The following is a 23,627-nucleotide window of genomic DNA, read 5'->3' as shown; positions in this document are numbered from 1 at the left end:
TGACTTTATTGCAGATGTTTGCGGGGGCGCATGGCTTCTCCCATCATGACCAGCACAGGGCCACTGCAGGTCGGCAATCCAAGGGCTAACTCACCAAGGTTTAGTGACAGTTGACGCTCATTTTCCCGGCTGCAGTTTTCAACGATGACGACAGGTAAACTGGCTGGGAAATTTGCATCCAGCATACGTTGTGCAGTCAGCATCGCCTCTCGCCCCCCCATATACTGAACCAAGGTGTCGCATTCCGGAATGCGAGTGTCTGCCGTTTCTCCCGGCGCCGTGCTTGAGGTGAATAAGGCGACACTGCGTGCAACTCCACGTTTGGTCAGCGGTTGCCGGACGCTGGCTGCAGCTGCTAACGCTGTTGTAATGCCTGGAACAATGTCGTATGAAATCCCTGCTGATTCTAATGCTGTCAGCTCTTCATCCGCACGTCCAAACAGCATAGGATCGCCGCCTTTTAGCCTTACAACCAGCGCGTATTTACCGGCACACTCAACCAGTTGCTGGTTGATATGTTCCTGTGCTGCTGAACGCTGACCACTGCGTTTGCCGACGGGGATTTTGACCGCTTGCTGGCATAGTTCCAGCATTTCACTGGTGACTAAAGCGTCATACAGCACGACATCTGCGCTTGCCAGCAGGCGGGCACCGCGAACCGTAATCAGGTCTGCGGCACCCGGTCCCGCGCCAATCAGATAGACCTTGCCGTATGACGCCGCCATCAAGTTAAGCTTCCAGACGAATCATGCCAGCGGCGACCGTCTGGTGCGTTACCTCATCAATCAGAATGAAGGCTCCGGTCGAACGTAAATCATCATAGGCGTCTGCTGCCAACGCTTGCTGAACATTGATGGAGACTGTCGCAATATCGTTCAGTTTCAGACTGTCAGTCGGGTGACGTTGCTGAGTATTGATGTCGAGCAGCGTATCGACTGCAGTCACTCTGGCAGAAACTTGCCGGGTTGTATGTTTGAGCCAGTATTTGCGACGAACATCCAGTGCATCTTCTGACAGCCAGCATAAATCTGCTTTAACTGTTTTTAACAGCGTCGCCGGGCGATCCGCACCGGCCAACATGTCGCCGCGGGAAATATCCAGATATTCATTCAACAGTATCGTCACAGACTGGCCCACAACTGCGGTATCCAGTGAGCCATCCAGCGTCAGTATGTCTTTGACCGTGCCAGTCTGGCCGCCAGGCTGAACGATCAGTGTGTCGCCTTTGCTGACTTTACCTGCTTCTATGCGCCCCATATAACCGCGGAAGTCGTTTGCTTCATGGCCGTTGTGACGTGCTACCAGTTGCACTGGAAAGCGGAACGGTTCATCGTGGCTGGCATCGTAGACGCTGAGTGATTCCAGCAGGTCAATCAGTGTTGGCCCCTGATACCAGGGCATTTTATCGGTCGCGGTTACTACGTTATCACCTGCCAGTGCGGACAAAGGCACGGCATGAATATCGGTCAGACCTAACTGTGTTGCGAATTTCTTGTATTCGGCGACGATGCGGTCATAGACGCTCTGATCGTAGTTGACCAGATCCATTTTATTGACCGCAACGATCACATGTTCAATCTTGAGTAAATGGGCGATCGTTGAATGGCGTTTGGTTTGCACCAGCAGATCAACGCTGCCATCCGCATTCAGCTTCACTTTCGAGACATCGACCAGAATAATGACGGCATCTGCCGTCGATGCACCTGTCACCATGTTACGAGTGTATTGCTCGTGACCCGGTGTGTCAGCGATGATGAATTTACGTTTAGGGGTTGCGAAATAACGGTAGGCGACATCAATCGTAATGCCTTGTTCACGTTCCGCTTCCAGTCCGTCCGTCAGCAAAGAAAGGTCTATCGTATCTCCCACGGTGCGCTTATGTTTGGCGCGTGAAATCGCATCGAGCTGATCCGCAAAAATACCTTTGCTGTCAAACAGCAGGCGACCAATTAAAGTACTTTTACCATCATCCACCGATCCTGCCGTGATGAAACGTAACAAGCCACGTTCTTTGTTGACATTGGCGTTTATTTGTTCAACGGCACTCATTAGAAATATCCTTCTTTTTTACGTTTTTCCATCGATGCTTCTGATGTCTGGTCATCCATGCGGGTTGCGCCGCGTTCGGTAATTTGTGTGATCGCTGTTTCAGCAATAATCGCTTCGACTGTCGCGGCATCAGAAGAGACCGGGCAGGTGCAGGAGATATCGCCGACAGTACGGAAACGTACGATCTGCGTTTCTACAGTTTCGCCTTCACGCGGCGGCGTCAGATCGGTCAGCGGCACCAGCAAGCCGTTACGCGGAATGACCTGGCGTTCGTGGGCGAAATAAATTTGCGGCAGTTCGAGTTTTTCACGCGCGATGTATTGCCAGACGTCGAGCTCGGTCCAGTTTGAAATCGGGAAGACGCGCATGTTTTCACCCGGATGTACGCGGGTGTTATACAAATCCCATAATTCAGGGCGTTGCGCTTTCGGGTTCCATTGACCGAACTCATCACGGAAAGAAAAAATACGTTCTTTCGCACGTGCTTTTTCTTCATCGCGGCGGGCACCACCAATGCAGGCGTCGAATTTGTGTTCAGCGATCGTTTCCAGCAGCGTGACCGCCTGGGCCGCATTACGTGAGTCGGTCGCCGGATTACGCAAACGCACGGTGCCACGCTTGATGGAGTCCTCGACAGAACCAACGATCAGTCGCTCACCGAGTTCCGCAACGCGCTTGTCGCGAAAAGCGATCACTTCTGGAAAATTATGACCCGTGTCGATATGCACGAGAGGAAACGGAAATTTACCCGGGCGGAATGCTTTTTCCGCCAGACGCAGTAATACGATGGAGTCTTTGCCACCGGAAAATAAGAGGGCAGGGTTACTGCACTCAGCAGCGACTTCGCGCATGATGTGGATGGCTTCAGACTCCAGCCAGTCCAGATGGCGATTACTCGCAGCATCAATAAAATGGTTTTCGACGACAGTATTCATGATCACTTCTCGTTTCTTTGTAAACTCAGGGTCTGCAATTTCAGTCCGCTTGCTTAATTTGTTTAGTTTGCCTGTTTTATGCGGATTAGTTTGCCATCAACGATATGCAAACCACATTCTTTTGACTCAGGATTTTCCCACCACCAGCGACCGGCGCGTACATCTTCACCTGGCTGTATCGCCCGTGTGCAAGGCTCACAGCCTATCGAAGGATAGCCTTTGTCATGCAAAGGATTGTACGGCACCTGATTGCTGCGGATATAGTGCCAGACATCTTCCTCAGACCAGTCTGCGAGCGGATTGAATTTCTGCATAGCGTGGGCAATATCATCTTCCTGTACCGCCAGTTCGGTACGGGTCGCTGCTTGCGCACGGCGTTGTCCGGTCACCCAGGCTTTGTTTCCTGCAAGCGCACGATTCAGCGGTTCGACTTTACGAATACGGCAGCATTCTTTACGCATTTCCACGCTGTCATAAAATGCATTCAAGCCGTGTTGCTGGACATAAGCGTCAACGGCTGCGGCCTCCGGCTTGAATAGCGTGATCGCAGTACCGTAAGTATTTTTAACTGCATCCTGCATCCCCAATGTTTCTGCGTGAAGGCGACCGGTTTCCAGAGAAAATATACCGATGTTCAGTTGATTGCGCAAAATGAGATCGGTCAGCACCATGTCTTCTGCTGCCAGACTCGATGCGAAAACTGCCGGCGTAAATTCAGCTGCAATTTCTTCCAGCGTTGCTTTGGTTGCGGCCAGACGTGCCTCAAAATCACTCATTTGGCAACTCCGGTACGTTCAGCACGACGGAACAAGGGATTTTTCTCATCCCATGAAGTCTGATATTTTTCAGAGAAGTCGGTCAGACCTTTAATCGCGTCATGGATATTTTTGTCGGCACGTACGGCAAAGGCATTGATGCCTACGCGCTGCATGTAGAACAACTGGTCACGCAGGACATCGCCGATCGCGCGCAATTCACCGTTAAAGCCAAAGCGTGAACGCAGGTTATAAGCGATGGAATAACCGCGCCCGTCAGAGAATTTAGGGAAATCCACCGCGAGCAGGCTGAAGCGAGCAATGTCGCCCTCTAAATCTTTTGCCTGTTCGTCGCTGGAAAACCAAACCCCAATATCTGCGCGCTTTTCGAGCACGTTTCGTTGTAACAGCCAGACTTTGAGCGGTACTATGACTTTGCCTGCAGGTACATCGACTGCATCCGGTGTTTCATTTTCTGCCAGCCGTAATACTGCCCAGTCATCCTGAACGATGGCTTTGTCTTTGATAATTTCTTGCATCATCTACTTTCGTCTATCGCAGTTTAATAAGCCACCGGCGTACCAGCGTCTTCACCATAGTGTTCGGTTGTTTTGATCGGTGTCGCATACACAAAGTCTTTGAATGGCGTGATGCCCAGGCGTTGTGCAGTGTCTATGAATCGCTCGTTATCAACGCGGTCACGGATATAGACCTGAATGATGCGATCGATCACTTCTGGCATTTGCCCTGCAGAGAACGATGGCCCGATGATTTTACCGATTGCTGCATTATTGCCCTGGGCACCACCGATGGATACCTGATACCACTCGCTGCCATCTTTATCGACGCCGAGGATACCAATATTGCCGACATGATGATGACCGCAGGCGTTGATGCAACCGGACATATTTAATTCAAGGTCACCGATATCATGCAGATAATCAAGGTCATTGAAACGATCCGTGATATCGAGTGCGATAGGAATTGATTTCGCATTTGCCAGCGCGCAGAAATCGCCGCCCGGGCAGCAGATCATATCGGTCAGCAGACCAATATTCGGTGTGGCCAGACCATGCGCTTTCGCCTCTTGCCACAAATCGAACAGCTCTGATTGCTGCACGTCGGCCAGCACCAGATTTTGCTCATGTGTGACGCGCAGTTCGCCAAAGCTGTAACGATCAGCCAGATCTGCCACAAAGTCCATCTGATCTGCCGTGGCATCGCCGGGCGGAACGCCAGGCTTTTTCAGTGACAGCACAACGCTCGCGTAACCCGCGACTTTATGCGGTTTTACATTGCGTTTGACCCAGTTAGCGAAGGCCGTGTTATCTGCTTGATGTTGTTCGTAAGCAGCATCGCTTACCGGCAGGCTGGCGTATTCAGGTGCCGTGAAAAAGGACGAAACGCGGCGGAACTCAGTCTCGGTCAGGGTCGCCGGGCCATCTTTAATTTGCGCCCATTCTTCTTCTACTTGCTGTGCAAAGACATCCGCACCAATGGCTTTTACCAGTATCTTGATGCGTGCCTTATATTTGTTGTCGCGGCGACCGTATTGATTGTAAATACGCAGTATCGCTTCCAGATATGTCATCACATGCTGCCATGGCAGAAACTCACGAATGACGGTACCGAGGATAGGTGTGCGGCCCATGCCGCCGCCGACCATGACTTTAAAGCCGATCTCACCGGCATCGTTCTGAACTACTGTCAGGCCGATGTCATGCACCGCAATCGCTGCGCGGTCTTCTTTCGCACCATTAATCGCAATTTTGAATTTACGCGGCAAATAGGCAAATTCCGGATGAAACGTGGTCCATTGACGCAGAATTTCAGCATACGGACGCGGATCAATCAGCTCATCCGCTGCCACACCGGAAAATTCGTCGGACGTGATATTGCGCATGCAGTTGCCGGAAGTTTGAATTGCGTGCATTTCAACGGTCGCTAATTCTTCCAGTATGTCCGGTGAGTCTTCCAGATTAATCCAGTTGAACTGAATGTTCTGACGTGTCGTGAAGTGGCCATAACCACGATCATATTGACGGGCAATAAACGCAAACTTGCGCAGCTGATCTGAAGACAGCATGCCATACGGAACCGCAATACGCAGCATGTACGCATGGCGCTGATGGTATAAACCATTTTGTAAACGTAAAGGCAGAAACTCTTCTTCTGTCAATTCGTTGGCGAGACGGCGACGTACCTGATCGCGATATTGCGCAATACGTTCTTTGATGATTTGGTGATCGTGTTGGTCGTAACGATACATCTTTATTATCCTTAAAATACGCTTTGGATCGCGCTGTCTGAATGATTGATTACAGTATGAGTTTGGCGGCAACCAGCGTCAGCGTTGTCGCGAGTATGCCACGTAACAATTTTTCCGGTACCGCCCGTGCAGCGAGCGAGCCTATGGTGATGCCGGGGAGGGAGCCGATCAGTAATGCTCCCAGCAATGCCCAGTCTATCGATCCCAGCCACCAGTGCCCGAATGCCGCAATTGCGGTCAGCGGAACGGCATAGGCGATATCTGTACCGGCAATATGTGCTGACGACATTCGCGGATACAGCATCACCAACAAGGTTGCGCCAATGGCGCCTGCACCGATGGAAGAAATGGTGACCAGTGTGCCTAGCAGTGCACCGGAAAGTATGGTGGCCACATCCAGTTTGCGCCCATGTAATTGTTTTTCCGGATGATCATTCAGCCAGGCTAGCATTTTGCTTTTGAATAGCAGCGCAACCACAGTCAATAATACTGAGCCCGCGATAGAGTAACGGATGACCTGGCCAATTTCTTTGTTCAGTCCGCCAAAATACTTGAGGCCGAAGGTAGCCAGGATCGCTGCAGGCAACGCACCTAAGCACAGCAGGCGCACAACGCGCCATTCAACAGTGCTGCGGAAGCGGTGGGCGAATGTGCCGGTGGCCTTGGTAATCGAGGCAAATGCCAGGTCGGTACCCACCGCAACAGTAGGGGACACGCCAAACAACAGGGTCAGCAGAGGCGTCATCAATGAGCCTCCACCTACGCCAGTCAGTCCGACCAGTGTGCCAACCACAAAACCGGAAAATATATAAGTTAAATTCATGTCGCCCCACGTTAAGTACATGTGATCGTAATGAAATTCAGCTCTATTCCAAACTACTTAGTATTTATTTGCTTATATGTTGTTTTGATATATCGATATTTGCTGAGGTTTGATGGTGATTTTGCTATGTCTCTTAAATGTAACGTGAAAATGCAGATAGAAGCAGGGAGAATGAAGGTGGCTAGTGTTTTATTGCTGTCACGGTATGCCTTCAGATTGTCTGAGGCTTTCCAGAGCGCGTTGGAATTCCGGAGATTGCCGCAACACGTCGCGCCCGGCTGCTTGTAGCTGTTCGACGTAATCTGGCGTAATCGTGAATGCTGTCGGTACTTGCAGCAGCGACTGACGCAAATGACGATCTTTAATGTCGCGCAGGCTGACGTTAATCAGATGCAGTTCCGCATCGGCTGAAAAAGGGCTGTCTTTTTTTCCTCGATTTTCGATAATTTCCCGCTTCCAGCGGGCAACGTCATCGTTTAACATTCCCAGTGTGATCTTGGTATCCCGGGAACCGACGCCAAATAACAAGGCGTCTGCGACTTGTCCTGTTGTCGGTACTTTATCGCTCTGATCTATCTTTTCACCTAAGTCGCGCTCGGAATTAATCGAGATCAGAATCATGCGTCGTATCGAGCCGGGCGGGGCTTTACGAAAACTCTCCTGTACTGAACCATCAGCGACGATGCGATCCAGCATTGCTCTTACCCCCAGATTATCAGTCAGCCCGCCATCGACCAGATGCAAATACGGACGCGCTGCGGCGTCTTTATAACTGGCTTCGTTGGCTTTCAGTATGCGTGAGCGGTAATTGCCTTCATCCTCGTTTTTTTTCTCAGTGGAAGCGTTGACGGGCTGTGCCGGACAATTATTCGCGTAATTGCGCAAGGTCAGCGGTGTCAGCACAATCGGTACCGCGGATGAGGATGCCACTGCGAAAGAGAGCGGCACACTGTCGAGATCGGAACAAATCAAGGCAAACTGTTCCGGTGTGAATTCAAATCCAGCACCCGTTGTCAGATCCGTCGCGGTGACCAGTAATTCATTGACATGCTGTTTCTTCTGTAAATCGCCAAAAGTCATACCGCGGTACAGGTGATCGAGCTGCTCACCTAAAATATGACTGCGGCCATACCATGGCGAGCCGAGCTGATACATCTGTCTGGGAGAAAATACAGTCTGAATCAGACCTTTTTCAAAATTTGACAGCAAAAACTCAGACTCAAAGCGAGTGAATGTTTCATCGCCAAAAGCGGCGTAGTAGGTTGCCAGAATACTGCCGCCGGAAACGCCACTGATCAGACCGACCTTATCGAGTATCGTCGTTCTTTTACCTTCCCACAGAAAACTGGTGTCCTTCAATTCTCGCATCACGCCAAGACCAAAAGCGGCAGCGCGGGCACCGCCACCGGATAAGGTCACCGCCGCGACGATAGAGGGGCGGTTTGCCAGCAGGTCTTCTCGTTGTGCCACGGCAGAGCCTGATTTGGCGACTTCATTTTGCCAAGGATGAAAAGTGGAGCATGCACTTAACAACGCAAGCACGCAAGTCAGTAAGCAACGTTTGATGATCGGAAATAGTGTCATATTTATTCCAGATGAATTTCCGGAATTGTACTACTCAGTCGATACTGTTCGGCAACATCACCATGGCTGTTTTGCGTAAGAGCGTTAAGTTTTGTTTGATGGCCGAAACGATGTATACCATGTTGTCGTGGCGTTTTTTGATTTCCGAACGCTTTTTTGACTGGATCAGCGTCAGATCTGGCGGCAATATTTTTTTGCAAATCAGTTCGTAATCGCCGTCTTTCCGTTTTGCCGCGCCAATCTCAGACCATAGGGCATCGTAGTCGGACAATACCTTTCCCTGCTTAATCGATCGATGAACAACACGGTGTGTGTTTGCAACCAGGCGCAGGGTGTCGCAACCGAATTGAATTCCCACCTGTTCAACGAGTCTGATCAGTAAATTTTTAGGGCGCATGCCATAAATATCGCGCGTGCTGCTGCGGATCAACTGCACGGCGTTCTGTTCGCGGGATCCTTGTATGCAGCCAATATAAATATGCATGCATCCGCTTTCCCGGAAAAAAGTGAATGCGCATGAGTAAATCAATACCTGATTTTGTGATAACTGCAGTACGAGTTCCCCCTCGCGTTCCATAGGATCAATCGCGCGTAAATGTATACCGTAGGTGTTTCCCGTTTTTCCTGTGAAGCACGCCAGATCAACAGGTTCTCTGGAGGCTTTCCTGATCATTTCGTGTAAGCCTTGTTCCAGGATAAATGCGTAGTGCTGCTGTATAACCTGAAAGCGTGCATCGTGATTCAATAGTGTCGAAATATACGGACGGTAGGGCTTATTAATAAATCGTGACCTGACGCTGACAAGATCGCTGTATAGCTGCTGTGAATTCAATAAGTGCAGCCACTGATGCGTCAGGTTTGACCATAAGACGGCCCTTCCATATAGCTTCAGCATTGCACGGAAGCGCACCGTGCCACTTAATCCAGCGAGACAGTCGGCCAAGGTAACGAGTGAGGTTTCAACCGGAACAGATTGGTGTTCGCCCACCTGAATAGTGGTATCAAATGCATTCATTATTCGTCCAGTACGCCACCACCCAGGGATTTATAAAGCGCAACGGTATTGCTGTACTCTTGCTTACGGAGTTCCAATAACGATCGTTGAGCCGTGTACAGTGTCCGTTGCGCATCCAGTAATTGCAATCGGCTGTCTTGTCCGGCGTGATATCTGATACGGGTCAGCTCCAGATTTTTTCTGGCACTGTCGGAAAAACGCTGTTGCGCTTCGATCTGGCTGGCGTACGTCGCTTGACCCGCGAGTGCGTCTGCCACCTCACGGAATGCGGTCTGTATCGCGCGTTCATAGTCTGCAATGGCTGATGATTTTCGTATCTCGGCCAGCTTTAATTCCGAACGCAAACGTCCATGTTGAAAGATTGCTTGTGTCATTTGCGGTGCGAATGACCATGCGTGTTGATTGCCACCAAACAGATTGCTCAGCGAGGAGCTGCTGTATCCGACTGAGGTCGTCAGCGATATACGTGGGAAAAAAGCTGCTCTGGCAGCGCCTATGTCGGCGTTGGCTGCAATCAGATTTTGTTCCGCCTGTAAGATGTCCGGGCGCAAGCTTAACAGGTCGGAAGGAAGGCCTGCGGGTATCTGTGGCGGTAAAGCGCTATCGCTAAAACGGTCAGAATTCGCCTCGTCATGGACAAAGTCGCTACCTGTCAGCAAACGCAATGCATTGTGGGTTTTGCTGAGCTGACGTTGCCGCTCCGATAAATCCGCCTCGGCGCTGGCGACTTGCCCTTCGGCGACTGTCACGTCAGCACTACTGACTTGCCCCGCCGTTTTTAAGCTACGTGTGAGTTTCAGTGACGTGCGCCAGTCGGCTAAGGTCTTTTCCGTCAGATCGAGTTGTTGCCTCGCCAGCAGATTTTCGTAATAAGCGTCAGCCACCGTGCCGATCAGCGATATTTTCGCGGAACGTTGCCCTTGTTCGCTGGCCAGATATCTCGCGAATGCCGCATCGCTTAATGATTTCACGCGGCCAAAAAAATCCAGCTCGAAAGCAGTGATCGTTAATCCCGCCGTGTGCTGTGTGTTGATGCTTGCTGCTGCACTATCTGTCATCGCGGTACGCTGGCGGATACTCCCGGCAGTGGCATCTATTGTTGGCAAACGAGCGCTATTCTGTATCTGAAATTGTGCACGCACAGCTTCTACGTTCAGACTTGCGATGCGCAGATCACGATTGTTTTCCAACGCGAGTTGGATCAGATATTGCAACTGTGCGTCAGCAAAGACACGGCGCCAACCGGTTTCAGCGATGCTCTTGCCTTGCATTGGCTGTTGTGTAGAGTAGGTGTCCGGTATCGGCGCGGCCGGCCTGACCAGATCAGGTGTCAGCGAGCAGGCGGACAGTACCAGAATTAATGCTGAAAAAATGATGTACTTCATATTAACTTTCAATCACTGGAGCAGAACTGGCCGTTTTGTCAGCATCTGGCTTTTTATTGAACCGTTTTGCTATACCTTGCGCTGCACTTAGCACCACCACAAAGAAAACGGGCGTGAAAAAGATCGCCAGCACAGTGGCGCTGATCATGCCGCCGAGTACGCCGGTACTGATGGCGTGTTGAGTCTCTGCGCTGGCACCAGTGGCAATGACGAGCGGGAATACGCCCAGACCGAATGCCAGTGAGGTCATCAGAATAGGCCGTAAGCGTAATCTCGCCGCTTGCAGCGCCGCGTCAGACAGGCTCATGCCTTGCCCGACCAGTTGCTTGGCAAATTCAACAATCAGAATCGCATTTTTGGCAGACAAACCAATGATCGTGATCAGCCCGACTTTAAAGAAAACATCGTTTGGCAACTCGCGCAGGACTACGGCGAGGATGGCACCAATCAGACCGAGTGGGACAACCAGCATGACTGACAACGGAATCGACCAGCTTTCGTACAATGCTGCCAGTACCAAAAAAACGACCAGCATGGAAAGTGCCATCAGCATAGGTGCCTGCGATGCCGACTGACGTTCCTGCAAGGATTGACCAACCCACTCAAGAGTAAAGCCAGGTGGCAATTGCGCCGCAAGGCGTTCCATTTCATTCATCGCATCGCCGCTGGAAATGCCAGGTGCAGCACTGCCTGAAATCCGCGCCGATGGATAGCCCTGAAATCGCACTAATTGAAGAGCTGCCTTGCCCCAGACCGGCGTGACGAGTTCTGCGAGTGGCACTACCTGACCAGCGTTGCCACGTACATACAGTTTCAAGACGTCATCAAGCTGCATCCGTGATTTGGCGTCTGCCTGAACGATGACTTGCTGTACGCGTCCTGCATTCACGAAGTCATTTACATAAGCAGAGCCCATTGCCGTCGACAATGTGTCACTGATACTGGTAAACGATACGCCCAGTGTTTCGGCTTTCTTTCGGTTGATATCGAGTCTGACATTGCTGCCTGGTTGCACTCCATCGGGGTAGACGGCGGTTACCAATTTGCTTTGTGATGCTAGCTTCAACAAGGTATTTTGCGCATCACGTAAAGCGTCTTCACCTTTGTTTGAACGATCCTGCAGGCGTAGCGTAAAGCCAGAAGAGGTGCCGAGTTCATCAATCGCCGGTGGCATCAGGCTGAAAACTGTGCCTTCTGTAATACCGGACATCGCAAGCTGCGCCCGGCTTAGTTCGTCTGCCGCTGTCGCGCCATTCCGTTGTGACCAGTCTTTTAACATCGTAAAGGCCATTGCCGTATTGGTTCCGGCACCGGAGAAACTGAATCCGAGGATAGACTGATTCGCATCGATTCCCGGACGGGAAGCGACATGCTTTTCAAAGACCTTCACCACATCCAACGTGCGTTCCGTCGTTGCGTCGGAAGGCAGCTGGAATGAGGTCATGAAGTATCCCTGATCTTCTTCCGGCAAAAATGAGCTGGGGAGCAGGCCAAATGAAAACACCAGTGCAATAACGATAGCGGTGAACATCAGCATGGTTCTGCCAGTTCGCTTCAGCAGAGTAACGACCCATGCAGCATAGCCGCGGGTCATGCGTTCGAACTGGCGGTTGAACCAGCCGAAGAAGCCTGAGCTTGCATGAGCATCAGCGTTAATTGGTTTCAGGATCGTCGCGCACAGCGCGGGTGTCAGGGTCAGTGCAAGAAATGCAGAGAACAGAATCGACACCACCATCGACATTGAAAACTGCCGGTAGATCGCGCCCACAGAACCACTGGCAAGTGCCGTCGGAATAAAGACTGCAGTCAGCACCAGCGTAATACCGACGACTGCTCCGCTGATTTCCTTCATCGCTTTGGCGGTTGCTTCTTTGGGCGATAGACCTTCTGTCGCCATTAATCGCTCTACGTTTTCTACGACAACAATCGCATCATCCACAATGATGCCGATAGCCAGTACCATGCCGAACATCGTCAGTACGTTAATCGAGAAGCCAATTAACAGCATCAGCGCAAATGTACCTAGCAATGCGATAGGGGCGACTATCGCGGGGATCAGCGTGTAGCGCACTTTTTGTAGGAATAAATACATCACCAGAAATACCAGCACCATTGCTTCAAGCAAGGTTTTAATCACTTTTTCGATTGATATTTCAACGAATGGTGCCGTATCAAAAGGAATAGAGTAGTTGATTGCAGCCGGCATCGTCTTTTGCAGTTCCGCCATTCTTGCGCGCACCGCTTTAGCGGTTTTGACCGCGTTTGCTCCCGGCGAGAGTTGAACTGCAGCCGCTGTCGCCACTTTGCCGTTTTCGCGATTTGAAAAGCTATACGATTGTGCGCCGAGTTCAACTTTGGCGATATCAGAAATCGTCACTTTGCTACCATCAGCGTTAGCGCGCAAAACGATAGAGCCAAACTGGGCCGGCGTTTCTAACTGTCCATGTGCTTCCAGCGGAAAGGTGACGCGTTGCCCGGTCATCGCCGGTGAACTTCCGATGGCCCCGGGCGCAATCTGAATGTTTTGTTGTGCGACTGCTGTCGTCACGTCACTCATGGATAAATTATAAGATTGCAGCTTGGCCGGATCGACCCATATCCGCATCGCTTTTTCCGCGCCGAATAACTGCACTTTGCCAACGCCCTCAATCCGGCGCAGTTCCTCCACGATGTTACGGGCGAAATAGTCGCTCAGATCGGCCTCGTTGAGATTACCCTCTTTGGAGCTCAACCCCACGATCATCAGGAATCCCGCTGAGGCCGATTCCACACCGAGCCCATTCTGACGTACGACCTGCGGTAGGCGAGGTTCTACCGTTTTGATCCGGTTTTGCACATCGACCTGTGCCATTGCCGGATCTGTGCCGGGTTTAAAAGTGATGGTGATCTGTGCGCTGCCAGAACTATCAGCAGTGGACTCAAAATAAAGCAGATTTTTAACACCTGAGAGTTCGCGTTCAATCACGCTGACAACGGCATCGTTCAGCGTTTTTGGTGTTGCCCCCGGATAGTTGGCGCTGATGCTGACGCTGGGTGGCGCAATCGAAGGAAAGCGTGCGATCGGCAATTGCGGAATCGCAATGATTCCGGCCAGAGCGATGAAGATGGCAATGACCCAGGCAAAAATCGGGCGATGAATAAAAAATTGCGGCATGATCATTCCCTGTATTTATTTCGAACGCGCCGCAGATGCTGGCGTCGTTTTCCACTGCTGTGCATTGACTTCGCTTCCCGGTTGCAAACGTTCCACACCTTCAACGACGACAAGCTGGCCTGCGCTGATACCGCTGTTGACGACATAGTTCGATCCGACAAGGGCACCCAGTTCAATCGGTTTCTGAGTAACTTTTTTACTGGCTTCCACCACCCACAGATATGCCTTCCCCGCACTGTCACGCTGGACTGCCTGCTGCGGAACTAATACCGACGCGGTTGCTGTTCCTTGTGGAACGCGGGCACGTACATACATTCCGGGTAATAACTGGCGGTCGCGGTTATCTACTTCGATACGCATTACGATCTCACCGCTGCTTGCGTCAACATTCACTCCAGAGAACAACAGTGTGCCGTTGACAGGGTAAGGATGGCCTTCTGCATCCAGCACCTGAACTGGGATTTCCTTTGCTTCGTTGTTCTTATCTTTCGCAAGCAGATAGGACATGGAGCTTAATTTTGATGCAGGCTTTCTGACGTCGACATAGACGCGATCAATTTGCTGAATTTTTGCCATGGGATTGACATCGCTGGCCGTGACCAGCCCGCCTTCAGTCAGCAATTCCTGACCAATGCGTCCGGAAATGGGCGCTTTGATGCTGGCATAGTCAAGATCCAGCCGACGTCGTGCAAGGGTTGCTTTAGCTTGCGCAACATCTGCCGCAGCCTGCGCCGTCGCGGATTGCGCATCGTCCAATACCTGGCTGCTGACCGCATCACTTTCGGCCATCTGTTGCAGTCGTTTGCTTTGCAGTGTGGCGCGCTCAAGAACTGCCTCTGATCGTCTGAGAGCAGCGGCTGCTATATCAAATTCTGCTTTCAGTGGTGCTGCATCAATTTGAAATAGTTGTTGTCCGGCACGCACTTCAGCACCTTGCTGAAACAGACGTTTCAGAACGATGCCGCCGACTTGCGGGCGAATTTCTGCGGTGCGATAGGCAACCACACGGCCTTGCAGCTCATCATGTAAAACGACATTCGCTGTTTGAATTTTCGTTGCTGCCACAATCACGGGCGGGGCTGCTACTTCGGGTGTTGATTTGTTGCATGCGGCGAGCGTAATAGCACTGACAGCAGTGAGCGTCGCTATCATTAATCGCTGTTTAACAAACGTGTGCGTCATGGTGATGTACCTTCTTTAGATATCCAGAGTCAGACTGGTCAGCCGCAAGCTTAATAAAACAGCGTGGGGTTTTCGTGGTGAATTTATGGAGTTATGATGGAGATCGCTATTTTTTCTGAACACTTATGAACCATCCTGCAGTTAATTCCGTTAGCACGAACAAACCAGAGCTTGGTGGCGCCTTAATTCTCATCGCTGAAGATGAGCCGGAAATTGTCGAAATCATCAAGGCTTATCTGCATCGGGATGGCATGCGTACCGCTCATGCAAAAGATGGACGTGCTGCATTAGAGTTGCATCTTGCAATCAAGCCGGATCTGGTTTTACTGGATGTCAAAATGCCCCATGTTGATGGTTGGCAGGTGTTGTCCGAGTTGCGACGAAGAGGGAATACGCCAGTGATTATGTTGACTTCACATGATCAGGATATTGATAAGCTGATTGCATTGCGTGTCGGTGCCGATGACTACGTCGTCAAACCGTTTAATCCGGCGGAGGTCGCCGCACGGGCATTGGCGGTTTTGCGGCGTACGGGTAGTGGCGGCGCGACGGAGCGTGGCCTGTTGCGCTGCGGACCGATAGAAGTCAATCTGGAAACGCATCAGGCTTACGTACAGATGAAGGACGAAGTTCTTCCGCTGCCTCTTACGCTGACCGAATTCCGCTTGCTGGCACACATGGCGCGCGCACCGGCAAGGGTGCATAGCCGCGCGGAATTGCTGGTCAGCTGCCTGCCAGAAGGTGACAGCCTGGAGCGTACCGTTGATAGCCATATCAGCAAATTGCGTAAGAAATTAGAAGCCGCAGATGTACCGCATTTACTGGTCAGCCTGCGCGGCGTCGGTTATTGCCTGAAGAGTCCATCGTGAGCACTGAATCGGATTTCAGCCGACAGATCATTCGCTGGACATCGGCGGTTGTGCTGAGCATCATCGCCATCGTTTTAATCAGTACGTATGTGTTTTATGCTTTACTGATTCAATGGGTTCCCAGTTTGTTTACAGACGTTGATCCAATGTCGCTGCCAACATGGCCGGAATGGATTTATATGGCAACGATTACTGTTGTCGGTCTTGTGTTTGGCATCGCTGCGGCAAGGAAACTGGCCAGGCGCATATTGATTCCGCTTAACTCCATTGCTGACAGTGTTAAACGTATTGCCGACGGCGATCTGTCTGCCCGCGCAGTTGCAGGAGATCGTACCTTGGGCGAAACCGCCGCCCTCGTTGATGGTTTTAATTCTATGGCAGAACGCTTGCAGAGTACTGCGCATGAATTAACGACCTGGAATGCTGCGATTGCGCATGAATTAAGGACGCCGCTGACGATACTACGCGGACGCTTGCAGGGCATGGCTGACGGCGTATTTCCGCCGGAGGAAACGCAGTTTCGTAATCTCTTGAATCAGGTCGATGGGCTTACCCGTCTGGTCGAAGATTTACGCGTCCTCAGTCTGGCCGATGGCGCTTATCTGAGCCTGAGATTGGAAGATGTGGATATTGCATCCGAAGTCAGTCAGGTGCTTGAACTCATGGCGCCATCACTGACTGCTGCCGGGTTTTATCTTGATATGAAGGTAGATAACACTGTCATCGTTTGCGACCCGTCGCGCATACGACAAGTTATCGTTGCTTTGCTTGAAAATGCGCGTCGTTATGCGTCTCCCGGCAAGTTACTGATTGAGTCCAGACTGTCGCAAAACGCATTTCATCTGTTGGTGGCTGATGAAGGACCGGGCATTCCTGAGCATCTGATTCCTTTTATTTTTGAAGCATTTCAACGCGGCGATGATTCCCGTTCGCGCGAAAGTGGCGGCAGCGGGTTGGGTCTGGCGGTGGTGCGTGCGATTGCACAGGCACATAAGGGGCAGGTCAGCTATTCTCAACACGCCGGTGGCGGCTCTGTATTTCAGATCACTTTGCCGAGAGCGCATTGAGGTGTAGGTCAGTGTCGTGGCAGTGTGCCTCTGCCTGACATGATGCCGCTTTCCGGACTTCACTATCATCATCCATTCCTGAACTGAAATACACCGGCAGAGCATTTTGCGTATAATCTGTCCGCCGATTATGTCGGCAGGTCGTACGTCTTCAGGGCGGGGTGTAATTCCCCACCGGCGGTAAAATTTGCCAGATATTTTTGGCAAAACAAGCCCGCGAGCGCTTGCAGTGAATGATCATCGTAGTTGTACTGATGGTGTTGCAAGGTCAGCAGATCTGGTGTGATTCCAGAGCCGACGGTGATAGTCCGGATGAGAGAAGATACGCCTGATATCAGTGCTCGCGCCAGCTTGCGAGCGCTGGCTTTGGGCTATTCAAAAATCCCCTGAAACGTCTTTTGCACATTTTTTTGCGGAGCGTTTCAATTATGTTGAGTAACACAAACAGTCTTACTGCAGTATCCGGTTCAACTACTGCATCATCTTCAGTCGCTACGACTGCACAATCTTCCCGGCGTTTTGTTTATTCCGACAGCCCGTTTGCTGAGCGTTTACAGCGCGCTCTGGCTGACCTTCGGAATGGGCGGCCAGTTTTATTGATGGACGATTTTGATCGTGAAAATGAGGCCGATTTGATCATCGCAGCGGAAAAAATTACTACCGAGAGCATGGCCAGATTGATCCGTGATTGCAGCGGTATCGTTTGCCTGTGCCTGAGCGACGAGCGCTTGCAGCAGCTTGATTTACCACCGATGGTGGCAGCAAATGGCAGTCGTTTTGGTACGGCATTTACGGTCACGATCGAAGCAAAGCATGGTGTGACTACCGGCGTTTCTGCTGCGGATCGGGTCACAACGATTAAGGCTGCTATCGCAGACGGTGCCGTGCCTGGCGACCTGGCGCGGCCCGGGCATGTTTTTCCTTTGCGGGCAGTGCCTGGTGGTGTATTGCAGAGGCGTGGACATACCGAGGGTTCTGTGGATCTGGTGCGTCTGGCTGGAATGCAGGCGGCAGCGGTATTATGCGAACTGATGAATCCGGATGGCAGCATGTCACGTGGTCAGGATATTCTGAATTACGCTGCGGCGCATGATATTGTGATCCTGAGTATTGATGAACTGGCACAGCATATAAGCAATTTACAAGCTAGCTGAGTCACCGCATTTATCAGGCGTTGAAATGATGATTTTTTACGGTGAATGGTCTGTTGATACAACAAAGGATGGGAGGTGTTTTAATGGGTGATCAACACAGTTGTCATAAGCGATCTCTCGTCGCCGTATTGTGTGCATTCCTTTTACTGTGGGTATCGTTTGCAGCATTCGCCGCACCCGCATCCTGGTATAAGTGGAAAAGCAAAATCAAAGATGCAGAGGTTTGTTCGCAGACTTCGCCGGGCGAGGGTTGGGAGCGTACCGCAGGCCCTTATCGTGATGGGCGTTGTGAAAAACTGAAAAATGAATGACTGTTTTTCCTGCCTGTCCGAATAATTTGAAGAAGAAAATCATCTGAAAATAAAGCCTCCGCCAGTCATTAGCGGGGGCTTTTTTACGTGCTTATTCCGGCACTGATCTACGTTCGCTGATTAGTGTCGCCAGCGCGGCGACAGTACCGAAAGAAATCGTTAATCGTTTTTTATATAAATAATCGCGTTTTAATTCGTTTTCCACTCTTAGAGATTTCGCTACAGTTTTGTCATAACGATGTGCGGTAAATACATCGATTGCTTTGAAAGATATTTATGACAGATTCTACGATGACTCCCAACGATGCATTTTCTTCCGCCAGTTTCACGTCTGGTGATCACAGCGATGATGCTGCAAGCCTGCTCTCCCATGCAAAAGAGGATGCCCGCCAACAACAATTGCCTTTTGCCGGCAGTCTGACTCCGGTTGATGCCTGGCGTCTGGTACAACTCGGTGCCGCTACTCTTGTTGATGTCCGCACGAATGAAGAACGTAAGTTTGTTGGTCATGTTCCCGATAGTCAGCACGTTGCCTGGGCAACAGGCACAGCACTGACCCGTAATCCGCGCTTCGTGAAGGAGTTCGAGAGCAAACTCAAAGACAAGGCTGCCGTATTTTTGTTGTTATGTCGTAGCGGTAAGCGTTCGGCGGCAGCGGCTGAAGCATTGAGCAAGGCTGGATTTGTGAACGTCTTCAATATCACCGAGGGGTTTGAAGGTGAGATCAATGAGACGCAGCAACGTGGTCAGCTCGGTGGCTGGCGTTTGCACTCCTTGCCCTGGGTTCAGGATTAAGCACATATCAACGACCACACGGAATTTGCTGGCATTGTGGTCGTCGACTTCTTTTGTCTGCAAGTTGTTTCACACCTGAACTGATCAGAGTTATGACTAACAATAAAATTAATAATCAAGTTCATGCGCCTGCAACACAGCGAGCGTCGTTATTTGGTATAGAGCAGGTCGTCAGTGAACTGGCATCTGTGCGTCAGGCCTGGCGCAGCCGTCAGGTGCGCCCATCGGAACCGGGTGGTCGTGAACTGCCATCGCGGGATGCGCTGACAAAAATACTTGAAGATCTGCGCGGAGCGCTGTTTCCCATGCGTCTTGGGCCACCGGAACTGCGTCAGGAAAGTGAAGATTTTTACGTCGGGCATACCCTTGATTCGGTGCTGCATTCACTGCTGACGCAGGTGCGGTTGGAGCTGAGTTACGCATCGCGCTATAACAATCATCATGAGCTGCATACCGAAGACCGGGCAGTGTCTATCGTGCGTACTTTCTCACGTTCTTTGCCGCAGATACGCAGCCTGCTTGATAGCGATGTGATTGCCGCTTATCAGGGCGATCCTGCCGCCCGCAGTGTCGATGAAGTTTTACTATGCTACCCCGGCGTGCTGGCCATGATTTATCACCGGGTTGCACATCAATTGTATTTGCTGGGCGTGCCTTTACTGGCACGTATCGTCGCAGAAATTGCACACAGCCAGACCGGCATTGATATTCATCCCGGTGCGCAGATTGGCCCCGGCTTTTTCATCGATCACGGTACCGGCGTGGTGATTGGTGAAACCGCAGTAATCGGGCAGCGCGTGCGTATTTATCAGGCCGTGACACTTGGAGCGAAACGTTTTCCCGCCGATGAAGCAGGCAATTTGCAGAAAGGTTTACCGCGCCATCCCATCGTTGAGGATGACGTCGTCATTTATGCCGGTGCGACCGTCTTAGGGCGGATCACGTTGGGACGTGGTGCGACGATTGGTGGCAATGTCTGGGTCACGAATGACGTGGCACCCGGCAGCCATGTCAGTCAGGCGAGTTTGCGCCATGAACAAAATGCCGAAGCGCCTCATCCGGATTGATGATGAAAGAGCTTTGCAATTGCTTTGGCATTGCCGTTCGTCAGGCGCGCGATGCACATCAGTGGTCGCAAGAAGTGCTGGCGGAAAAGGCGAATCTGAATCGGTCTTATATAGGCGAGATTGAGCGCGGAAAAGTGATTCCGTCTTTGGTGACGATGGAAAAACTATCGCAGGCATTAGGCCTCCGTATGTCAGAACTGCTGGCTCGCTGTGAGGACGTGCGCCATGCCCAAGCAATGCAAAAGATGTCCTTGGTGGCGATAGCATGTTGAATGAGGGCGATGGGCATCAGACACTGTCTTATCCGATGAATTGTTTTTTTGTTGTTATTTTTTGCAGTCCGATAAATCCACTTACTCATGGAGTGACCTATGTCTGATGTACCTTCGCCGAATTTTGCACTGGGCGATAATGCTGCCCGTCAGTTAGCCAATGCAACCAAAACCGTTCCGCAGTTATCGACCATTTCTCCACGCTGGCTGGTGCATCTGCTGCAATGGCTGCCGGTTGAAGCAGGTATCTACCGTCTCAATAAAGTAAAAAATCCTAAGGATGTGCGCGTTGCCTGTTCTCAGCGCGACGAATCCGAATTACCACAAACTTTTGTTGATTATGAAGAGCAACCGCGCGAATATTTCCTGAATGCGGTTGCCACGGTACTGGACGTGCATACCCGTATTTCCGATCTGTATAGCAGCCCGCACGATCAGATTAAAGAGCAATTACGTCTGACCGTAGAAACAATCAAAGAGCGTCAGGAAAGCGAGCTGATTAATAACCCGGATTACGGTCTGCTGGCGAATGTGCATGATGATCAGCGCATATCGACGCTGACTGGCGCACCGACACCGGACGATCTGGATGATCTGCTGACCAAGGTATGGAAAGAGCCAGGCTTTTTCCTTGCGCATCCGTTGGCGATTGCTGCGTTCGGCCGCGAATGCACGCGTCGCGGCGTTCCTCCACCGACAGTCAGCCTGTTTGGTTCGCAATTTCTGACTTGGCGCGGCGTTCCTCTGGTTCCATCTGACAAATTACCGATTGAAGATGGCAAAACCAAAATCATTTTGCTGCGCGTTGGTGAAAAACGGCAAGGTGTGGTTGGTCTGTTCCAGCCCGGGCTGGCTGGTGAACAAAGTCCTGGTCTGTCAGTGCGTTTTATGGGCATTAACCGTAATGCGATTGCCTCCTATCTGATTTCTCTTTACTGCTCATTGGCAGTGTTGACGGATGATGCCCTGGCTGTGTTGGACGATGTAGAAATCGGTAAATACCATGACTATCCTGACACCTACAAATAATAGTCAGATGTCTGCGGACGGTGTGCCGGATGAGGCACTGCTGAATCGCATGGCATCTGAATTCTTCGCGCTGGTGCCGGGTGCTGCTCAGGCGGCTTCGCAATTTCTGCCGGGATTGTCGCATCTGAACGAGCCGCAGCCAGCAACGGTGTCTCCTGCCGGGAAAGCACCTGTGATCGAGCCGCAAACCAGTTCGTCTGCACATGTAGCACCAGTGGTGGAGCCGGGCATCGCGCAGGGTGTGCCGTCGGTCTATGCGGCGGCCTTGCCGCACAATGGTGGTAGCAGCATTGCACCATCCCGGCCTCAGGCTGGTGGGGCAGGTTCGCCGTATTATTTTTTAAGCGGGGAACATGCTTATCCATCTGCGGATACGGGGCTGGACAGTCTGGCGACGCAGGCGACAGGAAGCGATCAGGTCAGCGCCCGCGCTTTTGGCTTGCCCGGACAGGATCAGTTGCAGCGTTTGCTAGGAGAGTTGTATCCGGCAAAAACCGCGTCAGCCATACCAGCCGCACCGGCAAATGAATTGTCGGCCACGTATTATTTTCAGCAAGGCGAGCAAAATTATTGGGATGCTGCTCCCCGCGCTGCGAATCCTGCTTTGGCCGCACCATTTGATATTCATGCCGTACGGCGCGATTTTCCGATATTGGCCGAGCGTGTGAATGGTAAACAACTGGTCTGGTTTGATAATGCCGCGACGACGCAAAAGCCGCAATCGGTGATCGACAGGCTCAGCTATTTCTATGCACACGAGAATTCCAATATTCATCGTGCTGCACACGAATTGGCAGCGCGCGCAACCGATGCTTACGAAGGTGCGCGCAATACCGTGGCACGTTTTCTGGGGGCGGCGTCGCCAGAGGAAATTATCTTCGTTCGCGGTGCAACGGAAGCGATTAATCTGGTCGCCAATACTTTCGGTAAAAAGTTTATCGGTGCCGGTGATGAGATCATCGTGTCGCAACTTGAGCATCACGCCAACATCGTTCCCTGGCAACAGCTGGCGGCAGAAAAGGGCGCAGTGATACGGGTGATTCCGGTGGATGACAGCGGCCAGATTCTGCTGGATGAATATCGCAAACTGCTCAACAGCAAGACCCGTCTGGTGTCGGTGACGCAGGTGTCGAATGCACTGGGTACCATCACACCGGTACAGGAAATCATTGCGCTGGCGCATAGTGCCGGAGCCCGCGTATTGGTGGATGGTGCGCAGGCGGTGTCGCACCTGCGCGTCAATGTACAGGCGCTGGATGCCGATTTCTATGTGTTTTCCGGACACAAAGTATTCGGCCCCACCGGCATCGGTGTTGTCTACGGTAAGAAGGCTTTACTGGAGCAATTACCACCGTGGCAGGGTGGCGGCAATATGATTGCGGATGTGACGTTTGAACGCACCCAATATCAACCTGCACCAGCGCGTTTTGAGGCTGGTACCGGCAATATTGCCGATGCCGTAGGTCTGGGGGCTGCGATCGACTATGTGGAACGTATCGGTCTTGAAAAAATTGCTTTGTACGAACATGCTTTGCTTGAGTATGCAACCCATGGCCTGAAAAGCATACCTGGCGTACGCCTGATAGGCACGGCTCACGCGAAGGCGAGTGTCGCATCGTTTGTCCTCGCTGGCTATAAGACCGAAGAAGTCGGACATGCGCTGAATCAGGAAGGCATTGCGGTACGTTCAGGCCATCATTGCGCACAACCGATATTGCGTCGTTTTGGTGTCGAGGCAACCGTGCGTCCTTCGTTTGCGTTTTACAATACTTGCGATGAAATAGACCGCCTGATCGCGGTGGTCAAACGCTTGTCGGCGACCCGCCGGAGTTGAGCAAAAATGACTGACTGCCGTTAATAAATCAGCGTCGCGGCGTCAGTCGATAAGCATGGTTGCTGTAAAAAAAGCCGT

The 23,627-nt window shown here is 51.5% G+C and carries 21 protein-coding genes and 1 riboswitch; of the genes, 9 read left to right on the top strand and 12 right to left on the bottom strand.

What is annotated here, in order from left to right; genetic code table 11:
* Window positions 1–5 precede the first annotated feature (5 nt).
* The 12 genes from cobA to Undi14_RS14835 form a co-directional block, all read right to left on the bottom strand.
* Window positions 6–725, bottom strand: a complete 720-nt coding sequence (cobA, locus tag Undi14_RS14890; RefSeq protein WP_200181205.1) for a uroporphyrinogen-III C-methyltransferase — start codon at window positions 723–725, stop codon at window positions 6–8.
* Window positions 726–729: 4 nt separating this feature from the next.
* Window positions 730–2,049 (bottom strand): sulfate adenylyltransferase subunit 1, encoded by a 1,320-nt coding sequence (locus Undi14_RS14885; RefSeq protein ID WP_200181203.1) that lies wholly within the window; start codon window positions 2,047–2,049, stop codon window positions 730–732.
* Window positions 2,049–2,984 carry a sulfate adenylyltransferase subunit CysD gene (gene cysD / locus Undi14_RS14880; RefSeq protein ID WP_200181201.1) on the bottom strand — a complete coding sequence of 312 codons (936 nt, stop codon included), beginning with the start codon at window positions 2,982–2,984 and terminating at the stop codon, window positions 2,049–2,051. The genes Undi14_RS14885 and cysD overlap by 1 nt, the downstream gene beginning before the upstream one ends.
* A gap of 62 nt (window positions 2,985–3,046) precedes the next feature.
* Window positions 3,047–3,760, bottom strand: coding sequence for a phosphoadenylyl-sulfate reductase (locus tag Undi14_RS14875; RefSeq protein WP_200181199.1), 714 nt, complete (start codon window positions 3,758–3,760; stop codon window positions 3,047–3,049).
* Complete coding sequence (locus tag Undi14_RS14870) at window positions 3,757–4,278, bottom strand: DUF934 domain-containing protein (RefSeq protein ID WP_200181269.1); 522 nt, start codon at window positions 4,276–4,278, stop codon at window positions 3,757–3,759. The genes Undi14_RS14875 and Undi14_RS14870 overlap by 4 nt, the downstream gene beginning before the upstream one ends.
* Window positions 4,279–4,301: 23 nt before the next feature.
* Window positions 4,302–6,008, bottom strand: a complete 1,707-nt coding sequence (locus tag Undi14_RS14865; protein ID WP_200181197.1) for a nitrite/sulfite reductase — start codon at window positions 6,006–6,008, stop codon at window positions 4,302–4,304.
* 49 nt (window positions 6,009–6,057) lie between these two features.
* On the bottom strand, window positions 6,058–6,831 hold the full coding sequence (locus Undi14_RS14860; RefSeq protein ID WP_200181195.1) for a sulfite exporter TauE/SafE family protein: 774 nt from the start codon (window positions 6,829–6,831) through the stop codon (window positions 6,058–6,060).
* Window positions 6,832–7,029: 198 nt separating this feature from the next.
* Window positions 7,030–8,415 carry a patatin-like phospholipase family protein gene (locus Undi14_RS14855; RefSeq protein WP_200181193.1) on the bottom strand — a complete coding sequence of 462 codons (1,386 nt, stop codon included), beginning with the start codon at window positions 8,413–8,415 and terminating at the stop codon, window positions 7,030–7,032.
* 34 nt (window positions 8,416–8,449) lie between these two features.
* Window positions 8,450–9,430: a DUF535 family protein gene (locus Undi14_RS14850; protein ID WP_200181191.1), complete on the bottom strand. Its 981-nt coding sequence runs from the start codon at window positions 9,428–9,430 to the stop codon at window positions 8,450–8,452.
* Entirely contained in the window at window positions 9,430–10,815 is a 1,386-nt protein-coding gene (locus tag Undi14_RS14845) for an efflux transporter outer membrane subunit (protein ID WP_200181189.1), read from the bottom strand. The genes Undi14_RS14850 and Undi14_RS14845 overlap by 1 nt, the downstream gene beginning before the upstream one ends.
* A gap of 1 nt (window position 10,816) precedes the next feature.
* Window positions 10,817–13,969 (bottom strand): efflux RND transporter permease subunit, encoded by a 3,153-nt coding sequence (locus tag Undi14_RS14840; RefSeq protein ID WP_200181187.1) that lies wholly within the window; start codon window positions 13,967–13,969, stop codon window positions 10,817–10,819.
* A 15-nt stretch (window positions 13,970–13,984) separates the two neighbouring features.
* Window positions 13,985–15,151: an efflux RND transporter periplasmic adaptor subunit gene (locus tag Undi14_RS14835; protein WP_234030619.1), complete on the bottom strand. Its 1,167-nt coding sequence runs from the start codon at window positions 15,149–15,151 to the stop codon at window positions 13,985–13,987.
* Window positions 15,152–15,276: 125 nt separating this feature from the next.
* Here Undi14_RS14835 and Undi14_RS14830 point away from each other — a divergent pair, with 125 nt between their 5' ends.
* The 9 genes from Undi14_RS14830 (at window position 15,277) to Undi14_RS14790 (ending at window position 23,549) form a co-directional block, all read left to right on the top strand.
* Window positions 15,277–16,020 carry a response regulator gene (locus tag Undi14_RS14830; RefSeq protein ID WP_200181185.1) on the top strand — a complete coding sequence of 248 codons (744 nt, stop codon included), beginning with the start codon at window positions 15,277–15,279 and terminating at the stop codon, window positions 16,018–16,020.
* On the top strand, window positions 16,017–17,087 hold the full coding sequence (locus tag Undi14_RS14825) for an ATP-binding protein (RefSeq protein WP_200181183.1): 1,071 nt from the start codon (window positions 16,017–16,019) through the stop codon (window positions 17,085–17,087). Before Undi14_RS14830 ends, Undi14_RS14825 begins: the two co-directional genes overlap by 4 nt.
* Window positions 17,088–17,230: 143 nt before the next feature.
* Window positions 17,231–17,415: riboswitch (FMN riboswitch) on the top strand.
* A gap of 100 nt (window positions 17,416–17,515) precedes the next feature.
* Entirely contained in the window at window positions 17,516–18,241 is a 726-nt protein-coding gene (gene ribB, locus Undi14_RS14820; RefSeq protein WP_200181181.1) for a 3,4-dihydroxy-2-butanone-4-phosphate synthase, read from the top strand.
* 83 nt (window positions 18,242–18,324) lie between these two features.
* The gene (locus Undi14_RS14815) at window positions 18,325–18,552 is read left to right on the top strand and encodes a hypothetical protein (RefSeq protein WP_200181179.1); all 228 of its coding nucleotides are present in this window, start codon (window positions 18,325–18,327) and stop codon (window positions 18,550–18,552) included.
* A 276-nt stretch (window positions 18,553–18,828) separates the two neighbouring features.
* Complete coding sequence (locus tag Undi14_RS14810) at window positions 18,829–19,347, top strand: rhodanese-like domain-containing protein (protein ID WP_234030618.1); 519 nt, start codon at window positions 18,829–18,831, stop codon at window positions 19,345–19,347.
* A 92-nt stretch (window positions 19,348–19,439) separates the two neighbouring features.
* Window positions 19,440–20,414, top strand: coding sequence for a serine O-acetyltransferase EpsC (epsC, locus tag Undi14_RS14805; RefSeq protein ID WP_200181177.1), 975 nt, complete (start codon window positions 19,440–19,442; stop codon window positions 20,412–20,414).
* On the top strand, window positions 20,414–20,686 hold the full coding sequence (locus Undi14_RS14800) for a helix-turn-helix domain-containing protein (protein WP_370589960.1): 273 nt from the start codon (window positions 20,414–20,416) through the stop codon (window positions 20,684–20,686). Before epsC ends, Undi14_RS14800 begins: the two co-directional genes overlap by 1 nt.
* 99 nt (window positions 20,687–20,785) lie before the next feature.
* The gene (locus Undi14_RS14795) at window positions 20,786–21,715 is read left to right on the top strand and encodes a family 2A encapsulin nanocompartment shell protein (protein WP_186885682.1); all 930 of its coding nucleotides are present in this window, start codon (window positions 20,786–20,788) and stop codon (window positions 21,713–21,715) included.
* On the top strand, window positions 21,690–23,549 hold the full coding sequence (locus Undi14_RS14790; protein WP_200181174.1) for a family 2A encapsulin nanocompartment cargo protein cysteine desulfurase: 1,860 nt from the start codon (window positions 21,690–21,692) through the stop codon (window positions 23,547–23,549). The genes Undi14_RS14795 and Undi14_RS14790 overlap by 26 nt, the downstream gene beginning before the upstream one ends.
* Window positions 23,550–23,627: the final 78 nt, after the last annotated feature.

The organism is Undibacterium sp. 14-3-2, assembly GCF_016595265.1.
GTDB classification, from domain to species: Bacteria; Pseudomonadota; Gammaproteobacteria; order Burkholderiales; family Burkholderiaceae_D; genus Undibacterium; species Undibacterium aquatile.
Note: the sequence above shows the minus strand (reverse complement) of the source record. Positions and strands in the feature narration are given on the sequence as shown.